At 65.1% G+C, this 17,731-nt stretch carries 15 protein-coding genes; 4 read left to right on the top strand and 11 right to left on the bottom strand.

The annotated features are described in order from the left end of the window. Positions 1–116 precede the first annotated feature (116 nt). The 3 genes from sbcB to CXB49_RS15665 form a co-directional block, all read right to left on the bottom strand. Complete coding sequence (sbcB, locus tag CXB49_RS15675) at positions 117–1,535, bottom strand: exodeoxyribonuclease I (protein ID WP_101709270.1); 1,419 nt, start codon at positions 1,533–1,535, stop codon at positions 117–119. 71 nt (positions 1,536–1,606) lie between these two features. Beyond that, complete coding sequence (locus tag CXB49_RS15670) at positions 1,607–2,395, bottom strand: enoyl-CoA hydratase-related protein (protein ID WP_101709269.1); 789 nt, start codon at positions 2,393–2,395, stop codon at positions 1,607–1,609. A 27-nt stretch (positions 2,396–2,422) separates the two neighbouring features. Next, positions 2,423–3,211, bottom strand: a complete 789-nt coding sequence (locus CXB49_RS15665; protein WP_101709268.1) for an alpha/beta fold hydrolase — start codon at positions 3,209–3,211, stop codon at positions 2,423–2,425. A gap of 153 nt (positions 3,212–3,364) precedes the next feature. Here CXB49_RS15665 and CXB49_RS15660 point away from each other — a divergent pair, with 153 nt between their 5' ends. From CXB49_RS15660 to CXB49_RS15650, 4 genes are all read left to right on the top strand, one after another. Beyond that, positions 3,365–5,173 (top strand): GGDEF domain-containing protein, encoded by a 1,809-nt coding sequence (locus CXB49_RS15660; protein ID WP_101709267.1) that lies wholly within the window; start codon positions 3,365–3,367, stop codon positions 5,171–5,173. A 168-nt stretch (positions 5,174–5,341) separates the two neighbouring features. Next, positions 5,342–5,479, top strand: a complete 138-nt coding sequence (locus CXB49_RS23645; RefSeq protein ID WP_158300898.1) for a hypothetical protein — start codon at positions 5,342–5,344, stop codon at positions 5,477–5,479. Positions 5,480–5,590: 111 nt separating this feature from the next. Beyond that, entirely contained in the window at positions 5,591–6,763 is a 1,173-nt protein-coding gene (locus CXB49_RS15655) for an ABC transporter ATP-binding protein (RefSeq protein ID WP_101709266.1), read from the top strand. A 57-nt stretch (positions 6,764–6,820) separates the two neighbouring features. Further along, positions 6,821–8,110 (top strand): FAD-binding oxidoreductase, encoded by a 1,290-nt coding sequence (locus tag CXB49_RS15650; RefSeq protein ID WP_101709265.1) that lies wholly within the window; start codon positions 6,821–6,823, stop codon positions 8,108–8,110. Positions 8,111–8,230: 120 nt separating this feature from the next. On the opposite strand, the gene CXB49_RS15645 is transcribed toward CXB49_RS15650, so the two are convergent. The 8 genes from CXB49_RS15645 to tgt all read right to left on the bottom strand — a co-directional run bounded on the left by CXB49_RS15645 (position 8,231) and on the right by tgt (position 17,611). Further along, the gene (locus tag CXB49_RS15645) at positions 8,231–9,037 is read right to left on the bottom strand and encodes an ABC transporter substrate-binding protein (RefSeq protein WP_101709264.1); all 807 of its coding nucleotides are present in this window, start codon (positions 9,035–9,037) and stop codon (positions 8,231–8,233) included. Positions 9,038–9,559: 522 nt separating this feature from the next. Further along, on the bottom strand, positions 9,560–10,366 hold the full coding sequence (locus tag CXB49_RS15640) for a hypothetical protein (protein ID WP_101709263.1): 807 nt from the start codon (positions 10,364–10,366) through the stop codon (positions 9,560–9,562). A 113-nt stretch (positions 10,367–10,479) separates the two neighbouring features. Continuing rightward, a complete protein-coding gene (gene mutL, locus CXB49_RS15635) occupies positions 10,480–12,378 on the bottom strand; it encodes a DNA mismatch repair endonuclease MutL (protein WP_101709262.1) in 1,899 nt (632 codons plus the stop codon). A gap of 69 nt (positions 12,379–12,447) precedes the next feature. Beyond that, positions 12,448–13,092 (bottom strand): DedA family protein, encoded by a 645-nt coding sequence (locus CXB49_RS15630; RefSeq protein WP_101709261.1) that lies wholly within the window; start codon positions 13,090–13,092, stop codon positions 12,448–12,450. Between the two features lie 83 nt (positions 13,093–13,175). Continuing rightward, a complete protein-coding gene (gene secF, locus CXB49_RS15625) occupies positions 13,176–14,111 on the bottom strand; it encodes a protein translocase subunit SecF (protein ID WP_101709260.1) in 936 nt (311 codons plus the stop codon). A 4-nt stretch (positions 14,112–14,115) separates the two neighbouring features. Continuing rightward, on the bottom strand, positions 14,116–15,963 hold the full coding sequence (gene secD, locus CXB49_RS15620; protein ID WP_101709259.1) for a protein translocase subunit SecD: 1,848 nt from the start codon (positions 15,961–15,963) through the stop codon (positions 14,116–14,118). A 67-nt stretch (positions 15,964–16,030) separates the two neighbouring features. After that, a complete protein-coding gene (yajC, locus tag CXB49_RS15615; protein WP_101709258.1) occupies positions 16,031–16,357 on the bottom strand; it encodes a preprotein translocase subunit YajC in 327 nt (108 codons plus the stop codon). A 138-nt stretch (positions 16,358–16,495) separates the two neighbouring features. Next, positions 16,496–17,611: a tRNA guanosine(34) transglycosylase Tgt gene (gene tgt / locus CXB49_RS15610; RefSeq protein ID WP_101709257.1), complete on the bottom strand. Its 1,116-nt coding sequence runs from the start codon at positions 17,609–17,611 to the stop codon at positions 16,496–16,498. Between the last annotated feature and the right edge of the window lie 120 nt (positions 17,612–17,731).

Below are 17,731 nucleotides of genomic sequence, written 5' to 3'. Positions count from 1 at the left end.
GGGCCTCCCGGATGGCATCGCCGTTCTACATATAAATAGTTTTAGTTGATCAATTAGTGAAAATTCATACGAGAAAACGCGTAGGCCGGGGTCGCGGGCCCCGGCCTGGCCCGGTTTTAGTCAGTTTGCGCCTGCAGCGTGGCGGCGTAGTCGGCCACCTGCTGCAGTAGCTGTCGCTGCGGCGGCGTCAGCTCGGTCGCCAGCAGTTCCGCCAGTTCCCGCTCGAACGCCGGCTGCGCGGCGCCCAGCCGGGCGCGGCACCATTGCCGCCAGCGCCGCCGCTCGTCGCCGGACAGGGTGTCGGGGAAGTTGCGCGCGCGGTAGCGGAACAGCAGCTCGGCCAGCTGCGGGTCTTCGAACAGCGCCATTTCGCCGGCCAGTTGCGGCGCCGACAGCCGGCGCATCTTCTGCAGCACCTTGCGGTCGTTGTTGGAGACGAAGCCGCCGTACAGATTCTGGTCCACGTCCTGCGGCTCGCCGGCCTCGCGCTGGTAGACCTTGCGCCACTGCGCCGACAGGTCGGGCAGCGCGCGGGCGGTCTCGGCGTGGCGGTGGACGGCGGCGAGATCGACGCCCCAGTGTGCGGCGCGTTCGTCGCTCAGCACTTTCAGATTGGCGACGACGAACGGCGACTTGTTGATGTGTATGGTCTTGATCGGCAGCCGCGCGACGCCTTCGGGCAGGTCTTCGGCTCGGCTGAACATCCGCTGGCGCAGCTTGTCGGCGTTCAGGCCCCGCAACTCGGCCGGATCGTGGGCCAGATCCCAGACGATGACCTCGTTGGCATTGGTCGGATGCGCGGCCAGCGGCCACACCACCGCCAGGTTGCCGCGCTCGGCGCCATACATGCCGGAGACGTGCAGCACCGGTTGCGGAGCGTGCAGCGACAGCTGCACCTTGACCGCGTCCTTCTTGCGCAAGGTCAGATAGTAGTCGAACAGCTTCGGCTGGCGCTGGCGGATCAGCCGCGCCAGGGCGATGGTGGCGCGCACGTCGGACAGCGCGTCGTGGGCGGCTTCGTGGGCCAGGCCGTTGGCGGCCGACAGGTGTTCCAGCTTGAAGCTGACGCGGCCGTCTTCGTGTTGGGGCCAGACGATGCCGTTCGGGCGCAGCGCGTAGGTGGCGCGCACCAGGTCCAGCAGGTCCCAGCGGCCGCAGTGGTTCTGCCATTCGCGCGCGTACGGATCAATCAGATTGCGCCAGAACAGGAAGCGGGTGACCTCGTCGTCGAAGCGCAGCGAGTTGTAGCCGACGCCTATGGTGGCGGGCGTGGCCAGCTCGCGCTCGATCACGGCGGCGAATTCGTGTTCGGCGACGCCGTTGTGCAGGCACTGCTGCGGCGTGATGCCGGTCAGCAGGCAGGCCTGCAGCGTCGGCAGGTAGTCGGGCGCCGGGCGACAGTACAGCATCACCGGCTCGCCGATCTCGTTCAGTTCGGCGTCGGTGCGGATGCCGGCGAACTGAGACGGCCGGTCCTGGCGGGGCACCACGCCGAAGGTTTCGTAGTCGTGCCAGAAAAAAGTGTGGTTGGACATGGCTTGGACGGCAGATGTTGACGCGGCCATTGTCGCACCGCGGCCGCCCAGCGGCCAGTCCGTGACGGCGGTTATTCCATCCAGCCGGGACGGCGCATCTCGATCAGCGCTTGTATGCCCTCGCGGCCCTCGTCGCTCATCCGCACCGCCAGACTGTGCTCGATGCAGCGCTGCATCACCTGCGGCGTGATCTCCTGGCTGCCGATCTCGCCCAGCAGGTGCTTGGCGGCCCGCATCGCCGCCGGGCTGTTCAGCCGCAGATGGTCCAGCAGGTGCTGCACCGCGGCGTCCAGTTCGTCGTTTTCCACCACCTGGTGCAGCAGGCCCAGCCGCTTGGCCTTGCCGGCGTTGAAGCGCTCGGCGCTGATGCAGTAGCGGCGCGCGGCGCGTTCGCCGATGGCGCGCACCAGATACGGGGCGGCCAGCGCCGGGATCTGGCCGAACTTGACCTCGGACAGGCTGAACAGCGCTTCAGACACGCCGATGGCGATGTCGCAACAGGCGACCAGCGCGACGCCCAGGCCGAAGGCCGAGCCCTGGACCCGCGCCAGCGTCGGCTGGGGCAGCGTGTCCAGCGTGTGCAGCAGCCGTGCCATCTGCTGGGCGTAGCGGTTCAGCTCGCTGGCGGAGAACTGCGACAGCCGACGCAGCCAGTCGGGATCGTGTCCGGCGGAGAAACTGATGCCGTTGCCGGTCAGCACCACCGCGCGCACCGTGGCGTCCTCGGCCAGCGTTTCCAGCGTGGCGGCCAGCAGGCTGATGGTTTCGTCGTCCAGCGCGTTGTGCAGGTCGGCGCGGTTCAGCGCGACGGTGGCGATGCCCTGTTTGTCTACGGTCAGCAGTACGGCGTCGGTGCTCATCAATCTCCCCTCTTGTTCGTGGCCGCCTCAGCGCGAGCCGAAGCGGATGATGCTGCGGGCGAAGGCGTCCGCGGCTTCGATGTGCAGCACGTGGCCGGCGCCGGGCAGGATTTCCAGTTCGGAGCCGGCGATCAGGTCGTGCAGCAACCTGGCCTGATACAGCGGCGTCAGCCTGTCCTCGTCTCCGACCAGGATATGGACCGGGAGTTGCAACTGAGGCAGCCAGGTGCGGGCGTCGTGCTGCTTGACGCCGTTGATCAGCCGGATCACCGCGTCCCAGTCCACCAGTCCGGCCAGCATTTTCAGATCGTCCAGCATCGCGGCGTTGGCGGCGAGAAAGCGGCTGGAAAACAGCCACGGTACGCTGATCTGATAACGCAGGTCCAGTCCGCCCTGACGGTTTGCGGCGATCCAGCTGTCGCCGATATGGCCGTTGACGCTGTCGGCCCAGGCCAGCGTGCCGGCCAGCAGCAGCCGTTCGACCCGGCCCGGATGGCGGTGGGCCAGGTGTTGGGCCACCATGCCGCCGTACGACAGGCCGGTCACGTAGACCCGGTCCAGTTGCAGCCAGTCCAGCAGGCCGGCGGCCAGGTCGGCCTGCTCGGTCAGAAGATAGGCGTCGCCGGGCGGATGATCGCTTTGTCCCTGGCCGAGAAAGTCCATCCGCAGCAGACGGAAATGCGGCTCCAGCAGCGGCAGCATCAAGGTCCAGCCCACGGTGGACATGGTGATGCCGTTCAGCAGCAGCAGCGTCTGCGAGCCATGGCCGCTGTCCTCGTAATAGACTGTGTGTCCGGCTATCTGGGCGTGGGGCATCGCATGCTCCTGCTGGCTAGGGTGTCTTCATTCTAGAACCGGCGGCCGGGCGCTGAACAGGCCGGAGACGCAGAATGGCCGGATGTCACGCCATTGACACCTCATTGTCTTAAATTGGGACGGTTTTATCGTAGCGGACCGTTTTTCCCCATCATGCAAACTTGTGTCGAGCCATCGCCGCCGCCCGGGCTGGCGGACGGCTGCCAGCAATTGGAGGCCATTATCCGGCAGGGCAGGCTGCTGCCGGTGTTCCAGGCCATCGTCGACCTGGAGGCCGGGACCGTGCTCGGCCACGAAGGGCTGATTCGCGGCCCGTCGGACAGCGCGCTGCATTCGCCGACGATGCTGTTCGAGGCCGCCGAGCGCTGCCGGATGACGCTGGCGCTGGATCTGGCCTGTTTGCGGGCCTGCGCCGAGCGTTTCGCCGAGCTGGCGCTGCCCGGGCTGCTTTTCGTCAATATCAGTCCGGAGACCTTACTGGCGCAGGGGCGGCGTCCCGCGGCGGTGCTCGCCTTGCTGGAGGGGGCGGGGCTGGACAGCCGGCGCGTGATTCTGGAACTGACCGAGACCCGGCCCAGCGGCGGCTATCCGGCCTTGCGCGAGGTGGCCGACGGCTGCCGCCGGGATGGCTTGCGCATCGCGCTCGACGATCTGGGGGAGGGCTTTTCCAATCTCAGGCTGTGGTCGGAGTTGCGGCCGGACATCGTCAAGCTGGACAAGCACTTCGTGCGGCACATACATCTGGACCCGCTGAAGGAGCAGTTCGTTCGCTCCATCGTCGACATCGCCCGTCAGTCCGGCGCGCTGCTGGTGGCCGAGGGAATCGAGTCGGCGGCGGAGTTGCGCACCTTGTGCCGGTTGGGCGTGCGCTACGGCCAGGGCTATCTGCTGGCGCGGCCGCAGGCCAGGCCGCCGCAAGCCTTGCCGTCGATGGCCGACACGCTGCCGTGGGCCGGCCGCCGCCCCAGTTCGCGCTACCAGCCGCTGGCGCGCGATCTGCTGCTGGAGGTGGCGCCGCTGGAGGACCGCGTGCCCAATGAAACCGCCTACCGCCGCTTTGCCGAACACCCGGATTGCTTCGCCATTCCGGTGGTGCAGGACGGCGTGCCGGTGGGGCTGCTGCGCCGCCACCATCTGCTGGAGCGCTTCGCCAAACCGTTCAACCGCGAGTTGTACGGCAAGAAACCCTGCCGGATGATGATGGACAAGCAGCCGCTGGTGGTGAACGCCGACATCAATGTGCACGAGCTGTCCAGCCTGGTGGTGGCGGCGGAGCGGCGCTACCTGGTGGACGGCTTCATCATCACCGACAACGGCCGCTATCTCGGCATGGGCACCGGCTTCGCGCTGATGCGCAAGATCACCGAGCTGCAGCTGTCGGCGGCGCGCTACGCCAATCCATTGACCGGCCTGCCCGGCAATGTGCCGATCAACGAGACGGTGGACCGGCTGCTGGGCATGGACGCGCCCTTCGTCGTGGCCTACGCCGACCTGGACCACTTCAAGCCCTTCAACGATCTGTACGGCTACGCCGCCGGCGACAGCCTGATCGAGCTGGTCGCACATCTGCTGCTGGCGCACGCCGATCCGGAGCGCGATTTCGTCGGCCATGTCGGCGGCGACGATTTCGTGCTGCTGATGCAGTCCGACGACTGGGAGGCGCGGCTGCGGCGGATGCTGGCCCGTTTCGGCGAGCAGGCGTCGGCGCACTTCTCCGAGGCGCACCGCGCCGCCGGCGGCTTCGAGGTGGCCGCGCGCAGCGGCGAGACGGTGTTTCTGCCGCTGACCGCCTTGTCGCTGGGCGTGGTCAAGGTCAGGGCCGGGCAGTATCACAGCCACCGCGAGATCGGCGCGGCGACGGCCGAAGCGAAGAAGCGGGCCAAGAAAATGCCGGGCAACAGCCTGTTCGTCGAATGCCGCCAGCCGGGAGAGCCGGCATCCTGTCGTTGCGGACAGTCCTGAAGCGGCGTCGCCGGCCATCGCCTGCGGCGGGAAAGTGACAGCTATCGCGGCGCGGCGGCGGCGCCTCTTGTCAAATTTATTAAACATGGCATAGGCTGTGTCGCAAGAGCCGGAGCGACAGACTCCCGGCCTATGCCGCCGACGATGCGGCAGATAAGAGGAGACATCATGGTCAGCAGCATCGCCGTGACGGCCGCGCCGCCGTCCGCACCTTCCCGCTCTAGCTATTATTCGTTTAATTTTTTCAGGCACGCCGTCATCGATCTCGCCACGCCGGCAACGGCGCGGCCATGGCCGCCGTTTTAAAGCCTGTTCATGCCGGGGAGGCCGATCTCGCGGCGTCTCCCCGTTCACTAGCAGCACGCGTTCAACCGTAGCGGCGCCCCGCCGGGCGCCCGAGCTGGAGGGAGTCAGATCATGCCGGAAGCCATCGCGGCCAGCCAACACGCAAGCGCCGTTCCCGCCCGCGGCGCCAGCCAAGCCGCCGCAGTCGAAGAAGCGCCGTATCTGAGAATCGCCGGAGTGGTGAAGAAATTCGGCGACCACCTGGCGGTGGACCACATCGACCTCGACATCCGCAGAAACGAGATTTTCGCGCTGCTGGGCAGCTCCGGCTGCGGCAAGTCGACGCTGCTGCGCATGCTGGCCGGCATGGAGGCGCCGACCGCCGGCCGCATCGTGCTGGACGGCCAGGACCTGCAGGGGCTGCAGCCGTACGAGAGGCCGGTCAACATGATGTTCCAGAACTACGCGCTGTTCCCGCACATGACGGTGGAGCAGAACGTCGCCTTCGGCCTGAAGCAGGACAATGTGCCGCGCGACGAGATCGCCGAGCGGGTGGCGAAGATGCTGGACCTGGTGCAGATGCGCAAGTTCGCCGGCCGCAAGCCGCACCAGCTGTCCGGCGGACAGCAGCAGCGGGTGGCGCTGGCGCGCAGCCTGGTCAAGCGGCCCAAGCTCTTGCTGCTGGACGAGCCGCTGGGCGCGCTGGACAAGAAGCTCAGACAGCAGACTCAGCTGGAACTGGTCAATACCATAGAGGCGGTCGGTGTCACCTGCATCATGGTCACCCACGACCAGGAGGAGGCGATGACGATGTCCAGCCGCATCGGCATCATGAGCGAGGGCAAGCTGTTGCAGGTCGGCACGCCGACCGAGATCTACGAATATCCTAACTGCCGCTTCACCGCCGAGTTCATCGGCGACACCAATATGTTCGAGGGCGCGGTGGTGGTGGACGAGGCGGACCTGGTGGAGATCGACTCGCAGGAGCTGGGCGGGATGATACACATCGAGCACGGCATCACCGGTCCCAAGGGCATGCGGGTATGGGCCAGCGTGCGGCCGGAAGACGTGCGGCTGGACAAGCAGCCTCTGCCGCCGGGACCCAACCGCGCCGCCGGCACGGTGGAGGACATCGCCTATCTGGGCAGCTACTCCGTCTATCACGTGAAACTGGCCGGCGGCAAGATCGTCAAAGCGGTGGTGCCGTCGTCGCGCTGGTTCGACGCCAACGAGACCGCGCCGACCTGGGAGGAGCCGGTCCACGTCAGCTGGCGGGCCGACTCCCCGGTGGTGCTGACGATGTGACCCTGTACGGCTCCTGCGCCGCCGGAGCCGCTCCTTTCCCCGTCTTCCGAGGATTTTATGCTGCGTTTCGCCCATCAGCCGCATCCGCCATCCTATTACGCCGCCACCGCCAACGCCTGGGAGGCGCAGCCGCCGTTGCTGGGCGAGGCCAGCTGCGACGTCTGCGTGGTCGGCGGCGGCCTGGCCGGCCTGTCGGCGGCGCTGAACCTGCGCGAGATGGGATTCTCGGTCATCGTGCTGGAAGGCTCGCAAGTGGGCTTTGGCGCCTCCGGCCGCAGCGGCGGCCAGGTGATCGCCGGCTTCGCCAGCGACATCGCCTCCATCCGCGCCCAGGTCGGCGACGAGGCGGCCCGGGCGCTGTGGGACATGTCGGTGGAGGCGGTGGACATCATAGACGAGCGGGTGCGCCGCCACGACATCCGCTGCGACTGGCGGCGGGGCTATGTCAGCGTGGCGGTCAAGCCGCGACACATGCGGGAACTGGAGGATTGGCAGCGCGAGGCCGAGCAGCGCTACGGCTATGCCGGCCAGCAGCTGTGGGACCGCGACACGCTGCGCGGCAAGCTGGCCAGCGAGCGTTACCAGGGCGGCCTGTACGATCCGCGCTCAGGCCATCTTCACTCGCTGAACTACACGCTGGGCCTGGCCCGCGCGGCGCTGGACGCCGGCGTGGCCATCCACGAGCAAAGCCCGGCGTTGCGGATAGAACACGGCGCGATGCCCACGGTGCATGCCGAGCGCGGCGCGGTGCGCTGCCGCCAGCTGGTGCTGGCCTGCAATTCCTATATCGGCGCGCTGGAGCCGGCGCTGGAGCGGCGCATCATGCCGGCCGGCACCTACGTCATCGCCACCGAGCCGCTGGGAGAGGCGCGCGCCGCCGCGCTGATCGCCGACGCGATGGCGGTGTGCGACACCAATTTCGTGCTCGACTACTACCGGTTGTCGGCCGACCACCGGCTGCTGTTCGGCGGCAAGGTCAGCTACTCCGGCCACGAGCCGCGGGACCTGGCCGGCGCGATGCGCCGGGACATGCTGCGCGTGTTCCCGCAGCTGGCCGATGTCGGCGTCGACTATGCCTGGGGCGGTTTCTGCGACATCACCGTCAATCGCGCGCCGGACTTCGGCCGGCTGTCCGGCAATGTCTACTACCTGCAGGGTTTCTCCGGCCACGGCGTCAACATCACCGGCCTGGCCGGCAAGGTGGTGGCCGAGGCGATAGCCGGCACCGCGTCGCGGCTGGACCTGTTCTCTAAAATCCGCCATCGCGATTTCCCCGGCGGCAAACTATTGCGCACGCCGGCGCTGGTGTTGGGAATGGCCTATTACCGGATGCGGGACTATCTGTAGCGCGCTGGCGCGAGCATCATGCGCAGGGCCCGGGCGTGCGAAAGCAGGCTCGGGCTTTTTCGCGAAGAGGGGAAGATCTTTATCGGCATCGTGGCGGCGCCAGCCGATCGGATGGGGGCTTTAATGAACGAACTCGCCAATGTGCATGATTTTTTTATACTTTTCAATTTTCCCCATCGAGTCCATTTTACTAATGATGGCATTCATGTCCGCCACGGAAATGGGACCATCGGCACGAACCAGATTTGATAAATCGACTCTGGCGTCGGCTGTGTTGGATACGATGAGTTGATTTCTTATCGCCTGGTCTTGCATGAACGCCCCAACCAGTATTTCCGACATGATGCCCACCTCGGCGCGCCCGATGAGTATGAACTTCATGACTTCCTCGTCCGAGGGCAGCAATTCCGCGTGAAAGTTTCTTTTGATGTATTTTTCGTCAGGGTTTTGATTGAAAATGCCGTAGTGGTACCCCAGCACGCCGGCGATTTTCTTCGACGGAATATCTGAAAATACCGCCTTGCCGCCATACTTGTTGTCTTTTCGCGCGATGTAGACATCGCCGGTGGAAACGATTGTTTTGGTAGGCAGTAAATTTAATTCCTTCTTTGTCCAAACGGTAGTGCGAAATGGGTAGACATCGGCTCGTTTTTCCAGAAATACCTGATTCAACCTCAGTTTCGGTATGATGGTGAACTTGAATTTATAGTGATCTTGAACTTTATTCATCTGATCGATGAATTCCACGACAGATCCCGCTGGTTTTCCATCTTTCCCAAAATAAATCATTGGCGCCCATACTTCCGCTGCCACGACAACCTCGGTTTGTGAAAATGCAGGCTGATGAAAAAATCCTAGAAGCAACAATAATATATAACGAGAACCAGGATGGAAAAACAAGCAACCAATATCTCTAAAATAAAACATGATCACGTTCCAAGATGCATTCAATGCTTTAAAGCCATTATGGAAGAGCGCTTGACTGAATTTTGATATTGTATCGCCCCGCCTCGCCGTCCCCTTGCGATAGCTGCCAAGAATGTGCTTTATCTTGACGGTATGATTGAATTTTTAGCAGTTCTTAAAACTAGTACACAAGGAATCCATTGCAAAGCCGCGCAGGCCCCTTTGTGCGACAAGCATGTCTTGTCGATTTTTTAATCCAATTCTTATGGGAACTGCCGAAGGGTTATGCGTCTGGCGTGGGGGCATGCGGATTCGATCTTTCTGATCCGCGCGGAAGCGGCGCCCGGTGTCACGGTGGCGGGATTAAGAGCCGCTAACAAAACCTCGCAGAGAACCTGAGCCAAGGTGCGCCGACGTAGGCAGTACCAGTCGTACGACCAGGAGGCGCAACGCAGGATCAGGGGTTTTGTTAGCGGGTCTAAGAGGCCGTTTGGGTTCCCGAGTCTGCTGCAAAGCAACCGGGCTCTTGGCGCAGGCCGATGATCAGAACAGATAATTCCCGGCATACAGCGCCGTCGCCGCGTGGCGGATGACGGCCGGGGCCGGCGGCGGCCGGTCCGGCAGCACGTCGATGTCCAGCGTCGCGCCCAGCAAATAGACCCGGCCATTGCCGGCGACGTGGAAGACCGGGCCGCCGCCGGCGGCGCCGTCCAGGCTCAGGACATCGGTGAAGTGGAGCTTGGGATGGCGCTGGCGCCTTACCTGCTGGTGGCGGTTCACGACGCGGGCGTGGTGAATCTGCAGCGCATGCGCGTGGCCGAAGCCGGTGGCGAACACCGCCTTGCCGGCCATGTCCTGGCCGTAGAAAGCCAGATCGCCGTTGCCGTAGGCGATGCGATGGGCGGGGTTGGCGGCGATGTAGTCGCGTAGCGGCTGCGGCGATCTGAGGCAGATGAACATCAGGTCGTAGTCCCAGCGGCCGTAGCCGTTGCGGAACTCTATGCCGCAGCAGTCGGTGTCCAGCCGTTGCCAAAGCCTGGGCGAGGGCGGGCGGCCGGGCTCGCCGACGGCGGCGGCGAAGTCGTAGCCGACTTCCAGGCCGTCTAAGAAGTTCGCGGCCAGATTGTTCACCTGATCCTGGTGCCAGATGGCCGGCGTGTCCATGCCGGCATGCGCGCACAGATGGTGTTTGGCGGAGACGATGCCCTGGACCTGATTGGCGTCGACCACCAGCGCGCCGGCGCAGCTGTAGCGCGGATGGCTCAGGCAGACCGTGCTGAACTGGATCTGCTCCCGCGCCGACGGCGGCAGCACGGAAAAGGCGCGAAGCGCGGTGTGGTCGGATGGCATGCGTCCCTTCCTCCTGGCTGGCAGGCGAGCCGGCGCCGATGCGTGGCGTCTAGCTTGGGGACGGATGGGGGAGGCGGATGTGAACGGCCGGCGCCAGCGCCGGCCACGCAGCGTTACTGTCCGCGCATGAACAGCTTGTCGAGGTCGCGCATCGTCAGCCGGCTCCAGGTCGGGCGGCCGTGGTTGCACTGGCCGGAGCGCTCGGTCACTTCCATGTCGCGCAGCAGCGCGTTCATTTCCGGCAGCGTCAGCTGGCGGTTGGCGCGCACCGCACCGTGGCAGGCCATCGTCGCCAGCAGTTCGTTGCGGCGCTCGGTCATCACCTGGGTCAGGCCGAACTCGCGCACGTCTTTCAGCACCGCGCGCGCCAGGTCGACCGGGTCGCCGTCCTTCAGCCACACCGGCACGCCGCGCACGGCGATCTGCGTCGGCGACAGCGGCGCCAGTTCGACGCCCAGCTTCTTCATCTCGTTGCCGTGCTCGTGGGCGGTGGCCACTTCCATCCGGTCGGCGGCGAACGACACCGGCAGCAGCAGCGGCTGCAAGGGGATGGAATCGGCCTCCAGCGCGTTTTTCAGCCGTTCGTAGACGATGCGCTCGTGGGCGGCGTGCATGTCGACCAGGATCAGCCCCTCGGCGCACTGGCTGAGGATGTAGACGCCGTGCAGTTGCGCCAGCGCGAAGCCCAGCGGCGGGATGCCGTTCTCGTCGTGCGTCGGAATCGCCAGCACCGCAGGATGCGGCAGCGACGCGGCCGGGGCGGGCATCGCCGCTTCGGCGGCGTTCAAGGCCCGTTCTTCTTCGCGCAGGCCGCCGAACATCTTGTCGTAGATGCCGGTCGCCTCGCGCGCGACGCTCAGCGGGATGGACTGCTGCTGATAGCGGAACGGTTGCGGGGCCGGCGCGCCGGACGACGGGGCGGGGGAGGCCGCCTGGCCGCCGAACAGCGGCGCCGATTCGCCGCGCGGCAGCTGGGGCGCGGCCGGCTCGCTTCCCTCCACCTGCACCGTCGGCGCGGCGCCGGCGCTGGTGCCGGCCAGCGCCTTGTGCACGCTGTGGAACAGGAATTGGTGCACCGCCTGGCTTTCGCGGAAGCGCACCTCGATCTTGGTCGGGTGGACGTTGACGTCCACGCCGGACGGTTCAAGCTGGAAGAACAGCGCGTAGGCCGGGTGGCGGTCGTGGTGCAACACGTCGCGATAGGCCTGGCGCAGCGCGTGCTGGGCGGTCTTGTCGCGGACGAAGCGGCCGTTGACGTAGAAGTACTGGGCGTCGCGGCTGGCCTTGGAATAGGTGGGCGAGGCGACGAAGCCGCTCAGCGTCAGCGGGCCGGCCTGGCTGTCCAGCGGGATGGCCGCGGCGATGAAGTCCTTGCCCAACAGCGCGGCCACGCGGTCCTCGGCGCTTTGCGCCGGCAGTCGCCACGCCACCTTGCCGTTGTGGCGCAGCAGGAATTCCACGTCCGGGTGCGCCAGCGCGATGCGCTCGAAGGTCGCCGCGCAGTGCGCGTATTCGGTGTTCTCGCTCTTCAGGAATTTGCGCCGCGCCGGCGTGTTGAAATACAGGTCCACTACTTCGACGCTGGTGCCGTGCGGGTGGGCGGCCGGCTCCACCGGGTGCAGCGTGCCGTCTATCGCGATGATCTGATGGGCGTGGTCTGCGTCGTGCGGCCGGCTGACCAGGGTCAGCCGCGAAACGGACGCCACGCTGGCCAGGCCCTCGCCGCGGAAGCCCAGCGTGGACACCGATTCCAGATCGTCCAGCGAGGCGATCTTGCTGGTGGCGTGGCGGTCCAGCGCCAGCGGCAGGTCGTCGGCGGCGATGCCGGCGCCGTTGTCGGTGACGCGTATCAATTTGATGCCGCCCTGGGCCAGGTCGACGCTGATTCGCGTCGAGCCGGCGTCCAGGCTGTTTTCCAGCATTTCCTTCAGCGCGGAGGCGGGGCGTTCCACCACTTCGCCGGCGGCGATCTGGTTGACGAGGTGGTCGGGCAGGCGTTGGATGCGTGTCATGGGCGGCGCGATTATCAGGGCTGAAAACAAACAAGGCCGCGATGGCGGCCCTGTCGATTTTACTACGGTTTACTGCCGGGCGGCCGCGCGCTTGTGGCGCAGGAACTCGATGATGGCCGGCAGGAAGGACACGACGATGATGCCGAGGACCAGCAGCTCCAGATTCTTGCGCACGAAGGGCAGGTTGCCGAAGAAGTAGCCGGCGTAGACGAAGCTGGCCACCCAGATCACGGCGCCGAGCACGTTGTAGATGGTGAACTGGCGATAGCCCATCGCGCCGATGCCGGCGACGAACGGCGCGAAGGTGCGCAGTATCGGCGCGAAGCGGGTGAAGATGATGGTCTTGCCGCCGTGGCGCGCGAAGAAGGCGTGGGTCTTGTCCAGATACTGCTGTTTGATCAGCCGCGGGTAGCGCTGCAGCAGCGCCTTGCCCAGGTAGCGGCCTATCGTGTAATTGGCGGTGTTGCCAAGAATGCCGGCGACGATCAGCGTGGCGGTCAGCGTGTGCACGTCCATCTTGCCCATGGCGGCCAGCGCGCCGGCGACGAACAGCAGCGAATCGCCGGGCAGGAACGGCGTCACCACCAGCCCGGTCTCGCAGAAGATGATCAGGAACAGGATGGCGTAGATCCACGGGCCGTAGTTGGCCACCAGCTGCGCCAGGTGGGTGTCGATGTGCAGGATGAAATCGATCAGGAATGTCAGGACTTCCATGAGGGTTCCAGTGCGTGTTGCGGGGTGGGCGAAACAAAAAACTGGCCGGACGAGCCGGCCAGTGATTCAGCGGGAGCAGCGGATCAGACCACCGCTTCCTCTTTCGGTTTCACCGGTTTGATCATGTGCTCGCGGGTCACGCCCAGCCACAGCGCGATCGGGCTGGCCACCAGCACCGACGAGTAGATGCCGAACATGATGCCTATGGTCAGCGCCATCGCGAAGCCGTGCAGCGCCGGACCGCCGAACACCAGCATCGACACCACCATCATCTCGGTGGAGAAGTGGGTGATGATGGTGCGGCTCATCGTCGAGGTGATGGCGTTGTCTATCACCGACGCCACCGCGTGGCCGCGCATGCCGGGCTTGCGGAAGTTTTCGCGGATCCGGTCGAACACCACCACCGACTCGTTGACCGAGTAGCCGAGCACCGCCAGGATGCCGGCCAGCACCGTCAGCGAGAATTCCCAGCGGAAGAAGGCGAAGCAGCCGAGGATGATCACCACGTCGTGCATGTTGGCGATGATGGCGGCGATGGCGAAGCGCCATTCGAAGCGCAGCGCCAGGTAGAGCATGATGCCCAGGCAGACCAGGATGACCGCGGTCAGGCCGCTGGACACCAGTTCGGCGCCGACGCTGGGGCCGACGAAGTCCACCTTGCGCAGCTGCACGTCGGCGTTGTCGCCCTTCAGCGCGCCCATCACCTTGTCCGACAGCTGGGCCGAGCTGGTGCCCGGCTTGTTCGGCAGGCGGATCATCACGTCGCGGCTGGTGCCCAGGTTCTGCACCGTGGCCTCGCCCAGCTTCAAGCCGTCCACGCGGTCGCGGATCTTGTCCAGGTCGGCCGATTGCTGGTACTGCACTTCCAGCACGGTGCCGCCGGTGAACTCCACGCTGAAGTTCAGGCCGCGGGTGGCCAGGAAGAACACGGCCAGCACGAAGGTCACCAGCGAGATCGCCGTGGTGAGCCGGCCGTAACTCATGAACGGGATGTCCCGTTTGATGCGGAAAAGCTCCATTGCTTTAGCCCTTGTTTTCCGGTTTCCACACCTGGCCGATGGCCAGCGAGGTCAGTTTGCGGCGGCGGCCGTACCACAGGTTCACCAGGCCGCGCGACACCAGCACCGCCGAGAACATCGAGGTCAGGATGCCCAGGCAGTGAACGATGGCGAAGCCGCGCACCGGACCGGTGCCGAAGATCATCAGCGCCAGGCCGGCGATCAGCGTGGTGACGTTGGAGTCCAGGATGGTGGCCCAGGCGTGGCCGTAGCCGGCCTGGATCGCCGAGTGCGGCGGCAAGCCGTTGCGCAGCTCCTCGCGGATGCGCTCGTTGATCAGCACGTTGGCGTCGATGGCCATGCCCAGCGCCAGCGCGATGGCGGCGATGCCGGGCAGGGTCAGCGTGGCCTGCAGCATCGACAGGATGGCCACCAGCAGGAAGACGTTGATCGCCAGCGACAGGCCGGAGAACACGCCGAACAGGCCGTAGTAGAGCACCATGAAGACGACGATGGCGGCGAAACCCCACAGCGTGGCGTGGAAGCCCTTCTCGATGTTCTCCTTGCCCAGGCTCGGGCCGATGGTGCGCTCCTCGATGATGTTCATCGGTGCGGCCAGGGAGCCCGCGCGCAGCAGCAGGGCGGTGTCGTTGGCCTCGGCGGCGTTCATGCTGCCGGAGATTTCGACGCGGCCGCCGCCGATCTCGGTGCGGATCACCGGGGCGGTGACGACTTCCTTGCGGCCCTTCTCCACCAGCACCATCGCCATGCGCTTGCCGACGTTTTCGGCGGTCAGCTGACGGAAGATGGCGGCGCCGGTGCTGTCCAGATTGATGCTGACGGCGGGCGCGCCGAACTGGTCGAAGCTCGGTTGGGCGTCGTTGATATTGTCGCCGGTCAGCTCCACGTCGTTCTTCAGCAGGATCTTGCCGCTGCCGCGCGAGGTGACTTCGTCCAACAGTTCGTAGCCCGCCGGCACGTTGCCGGCCTGGGCCTCGGCCACCTTGCCCTGGTCGTCCTCGACCATGTGCACTTCCAGCGTGGCGGTGCGGCCGATGATGTCCTTGGCGCGGGCGGTGTCCTGGATGCCGGGCAGCTGCACCACGATGCGGTTCGGACCGGCCTGCTGGATGATGGGCTCGGTGGTGCCCAGCTCGTTGACGCGGTTGTGCAGCGTGGTGATGTTCTGCTTGACGGCGTCGTTCTGGATCTTGGTGATCTCTTCAGGCTTCAGCGTCAGCAGCAGCTTGTTCGAGACGTCGTCGGTGCGGACGGCCAGCGTCGGCAGCGAGCGGTAGGCCACGTCCTGCGCCGATTTCAGCGTGTCGGCGTCGCGCAGTTGCACTTGCAGCGTATTGCCGACGCGCTTGATGTCGCCGTAGCGCACCTGCTTGTTCTTCAGCTCGCGGCGCAGGTCGCCGGCGTAGCGCTCCATCGCCTTGTCGATGGCGGCCTTCATGTCCACTTCCAGCAGGAAGTGCACGCCGCCGCGCAGGTCGAGGCCGAGGAACATCGGGTTGGCGTGCAGCGAGGACAGCCAGGCGGGGGAGGCCGGCAGCAGGTTCAGCGCGATGATGTAGTTGTCGCCGAGCGCGTGCTGGATGGCGTCGCGCGCCTTCAGCTGGGTGTCGGTGTCCTTGAAGCGGACCTTCAGGCTGTTGTTCTCGAGGAACACGCCGTCGGGATTCAGGTTCTGCGCCTTCAGGGCATCTTCCACGCGCGCCATCACGGCGGTATCGACCGGGATCGATTGGCGCGAGCTGGAGACCTGCACCGCCGGCGTCTCGCCGTAGAAGTTGGGCAGCGTGTAGATCGCCGACAGAATCAGCGCCACCACGATGACGAGGTATTTCCAGAGAGGGAAGCGGTTCATGTTCTAGTTCTGGATAGGGAAATGAACAGGCCGCCGGCGAAACGAGTCGGGGCGGCCGCAGCTTGCATTACAGGGACTTCAGCGTGCCCTTTTCCAGCTTGGCGCTGACCGCCGAGCGCTGAACGTGGATTTCCACGTTGTCGGCGATTTCCAGCGTCAGGTATTGTTCGCTGGTCTTGGCCACGCGGCCGACGATGCCGCCCTGGGTGACCACTTCGTCGCCCTTCTGCAGCTCGGACAGCATCTTCTGGGTTTCCTTCATGCGCTTCTGCTGCGGACGCACCATCAGGAACCAGAACAGCACGAAGATCACGATCATCGGCAGGAAGCTCATCAGATCGAAACCTGCGGGAGCTGCGCCGCCGGAGGCGAAGGCGGGAGTAATGAAGGACATCAGGGAAACTCCTAAATTTCGTTATGACTTCAAGTTCGAACAGGGCATTGTAGCCATGCTCCATATCTTTTCCAACCATGGAGCGCGGCAAGGGCTTGGGACCGGCGGCGGCGTGCCGCAGTTCCCCGCCCGGCCCGATCAGTTGACGCCGCGCGCGCGCTTGGCCGCGAACTCCAGGCGGAAGTCCTCGAAGCGGTCCTCTTCGATGGCCTTGCGCATCTCGCGCATCAGCTCCTGGTAGTAGAACAGATTGTGTATGGTGTTCAGACGCGCGCCCAGGATTTCGCCGACGCGGTGCAGGTGATGCAGGTAGGCGCGGCTGAAGTTGCGGCAGGCGTAGCACGCGCATTCCTCGTCCAGCGGCTTCTTGTCGTCCTTGTAGCGCGCGTTCTTGATCTTGACGTCGCCCCACTGGGTGAAGATCCAGCCGTTGCGCGCGTTGCGGGTCGGCATCACGCAGTCGAACATGTCCACGCCGTTGGCCACGCCGTGCACCAGGTCCTCCGGCGTGCCGACGCCCATCAGATAGTGCGGCTTGTCGGCCGGCAGCATGTCCTTCAGCTCGGTCAGCATCCGGTACATCTCCGGCTTCGGCTCGCCGACCGACAGGCCGCCGATGGCGATGCCGTCGAAGCCGACCTGCATCAGGCCTTCCAATGATTCGCGACGCAAATCAGTATATAGGTTGCCTTGCACGATGCCGAACAGCGCGTTCGGGTTTTTCAGGTCGTCGAAGGCGCGGCGCGAGCGCTCGGCCCATCTGAGGCTCATCTGCAACGATTTCTGCGCGGTGGCGTGGTCGACCTGGCCCGGCGTGCACTCGTCCAGCTGCATCACGATGTCGGAGTTGAGCACGGTCTGGATCTTCATCGAGATCTCGGGGCTCAGGAACAGCTTGTCGCCATTGATCGGACTCTGGAAGGTGCAACCCTCCTCGGTCAGCTTGCGCATGTCGGACAGGCTGAACACCTGGAAGCCGCCGGAGTCGGTGAGGATGGGCTTGTCCCAGCCTATGAACTCGTGCAGGCCGCCGAACTGCTCGACGACCTCCAGGCCCGGGCGCAGCCACAGGTGGAAAGTGTTGCCCAGGATGATCTCGGCGCCGATGTCGTTCAGCTCGACCGGGCTCATCGCCTTGACCGAGCCATAGGTGCCCACCGGCTGGAAGACCGGGGTCTCCACGGTGCCGTGGTTCAGCTCCAGCGTACCGCGACGGGCGCCGCCGGAGGTCTTGTGTACGGTAAACTTCAACATTATTCGAAGTATCGCTTCAGGGTTTGTTTAGCAAAATCAGTCCGCTAGTATACAGCAAGCACGCGGCCTGCGTCGGGGATGCAAAAAAGTGCTTGCCAAAATAGGGCAGCTCTTTTACTA

The sequence above is a fragment of the Chromobacterium sp. ATCC 53434 genome (assembly GCF_002848345.1).
Lineage (GTDB): Bacteria > Pseudomonadota > Gammaproteobacteria > Burkholderiales > Chromobacteriaceae > Chromobacterium.
Note: the sequence above shows the minus strand (reverse complement) of the source record. Positions and strands in the feature narration are given on the sequence as shown.

What these genes read in the sequence shown, in the direction of transcription:
- sbcB (WP_101709270.1), bottom strand. Translation starts at nt 1,535, where the DNA reads ATGTCCAACCACACTTTTTTCTGGCACGACTACGAAACCTTCGGCGTG.
- CXB49_RS15670 (WP_101709269.1), bottom strand. Translation starts at nt 2,395, where the DNA reads ATGAGCACCGACGCCGTACTGCTGACCGTAGACAAACAGGGCATCGCC.
- CXB49_RS15665 (WP_101709268.1), bottom strand. Translation starts at nt 3,211, where the DNA reads ATGCCCCACGCCCAGATAGCCGGACACACAGTCTATTACGAGGACAGC.
- CXB49_RS15660 (WP_101709267.1), top strand. Translation starts at nt 3,365, where the DNA reads ATGCAAACTTGTGTCGAGCCATCGCCGCCGCCCGGGCTGGCGGACGGC.
- CXB49_RS23645 (WP_158300898.1), top strand. Translation starts at nt 5,342, where the DNA reads ATGGTCAGCAGCATCGCCGTGACGGCCGCGCCGCCGTCCGCACCTTCC.
- CXB49_RS15655 (WP_101709266.1), top strand. Translation starts at nt 5,591, where the DNA reads ATGCCGGAAGCCATCGCGGCCAGCCAACACGCAAGCGCCGTTCCCGCC.
- CXB49_RS15650 (WP_101709265.1), top strand. Translation starts at nt 6,821, where the DNA reads ATGCTGCGTTTCGCCCATCAGCCGCATCCGCCATCCTATTACGCCGCC.
- CXB49_RS15645 (WP_101709264.1), bottom strand. Translation starts at nt 9,037, where the DNA reads ATGTTTTATTTTAGAGATATTGGTTGCTTGTTTTTCCATCCTGGTTCT.
- CXB49_RS15640 (WP_101709263.1), bottom strand. Translation starts at nt 10,366, where the DNA reads ATGCCATCCGACCACACCGCGCTTCGCGCCTTTTCCGTGCTGCCGCCG.
- mutL (WP_101709262.1), bottom strand. Translation starts at nt 12,378, where the DNA reads ATGACACGCATCCAACGCCTGCCCGACCACCTCGTCAACCAGATCGCC.
- CXB49_RS15630 (WP_101709261.1), bottom strand. Translation starts at nt 13,092, where the DNA reads ATGGAAGTCCTGACATTCCTGATCGATTTCATCCTGCACATCGACACC.
- secF (WP_101709260.1), bottom strand. Translation starts at nt 14,111, where the DNA reads ATGGAGCTTTTCCGCATCAAACGGGACATCCCGTTCATGAGTTACGGC.
- secD (WP_101709259.1), bottom strand. Translation starts at nt 15,963, where the DNA reads ATGAACCGCTTCCCTCTCTGGAAATACCTCGTCATCGTGGTGGCGCTG.
- yajC (WP_101709258.1), bottom strand. Translation starts at nt 16,357, where the DNA reads ATGTCCTTCATTACTCCCGCCTTCGCCTCCGGCGGCGCAGCTCCCGCA.
- tgt (WP_101709257.1), bottom strand. Translation starts at nt 17,611, where the DNA reads ATGTTGAAGTTTACCGTACACAAGACCTCCGGCGGCGCCCGTCGCGGT.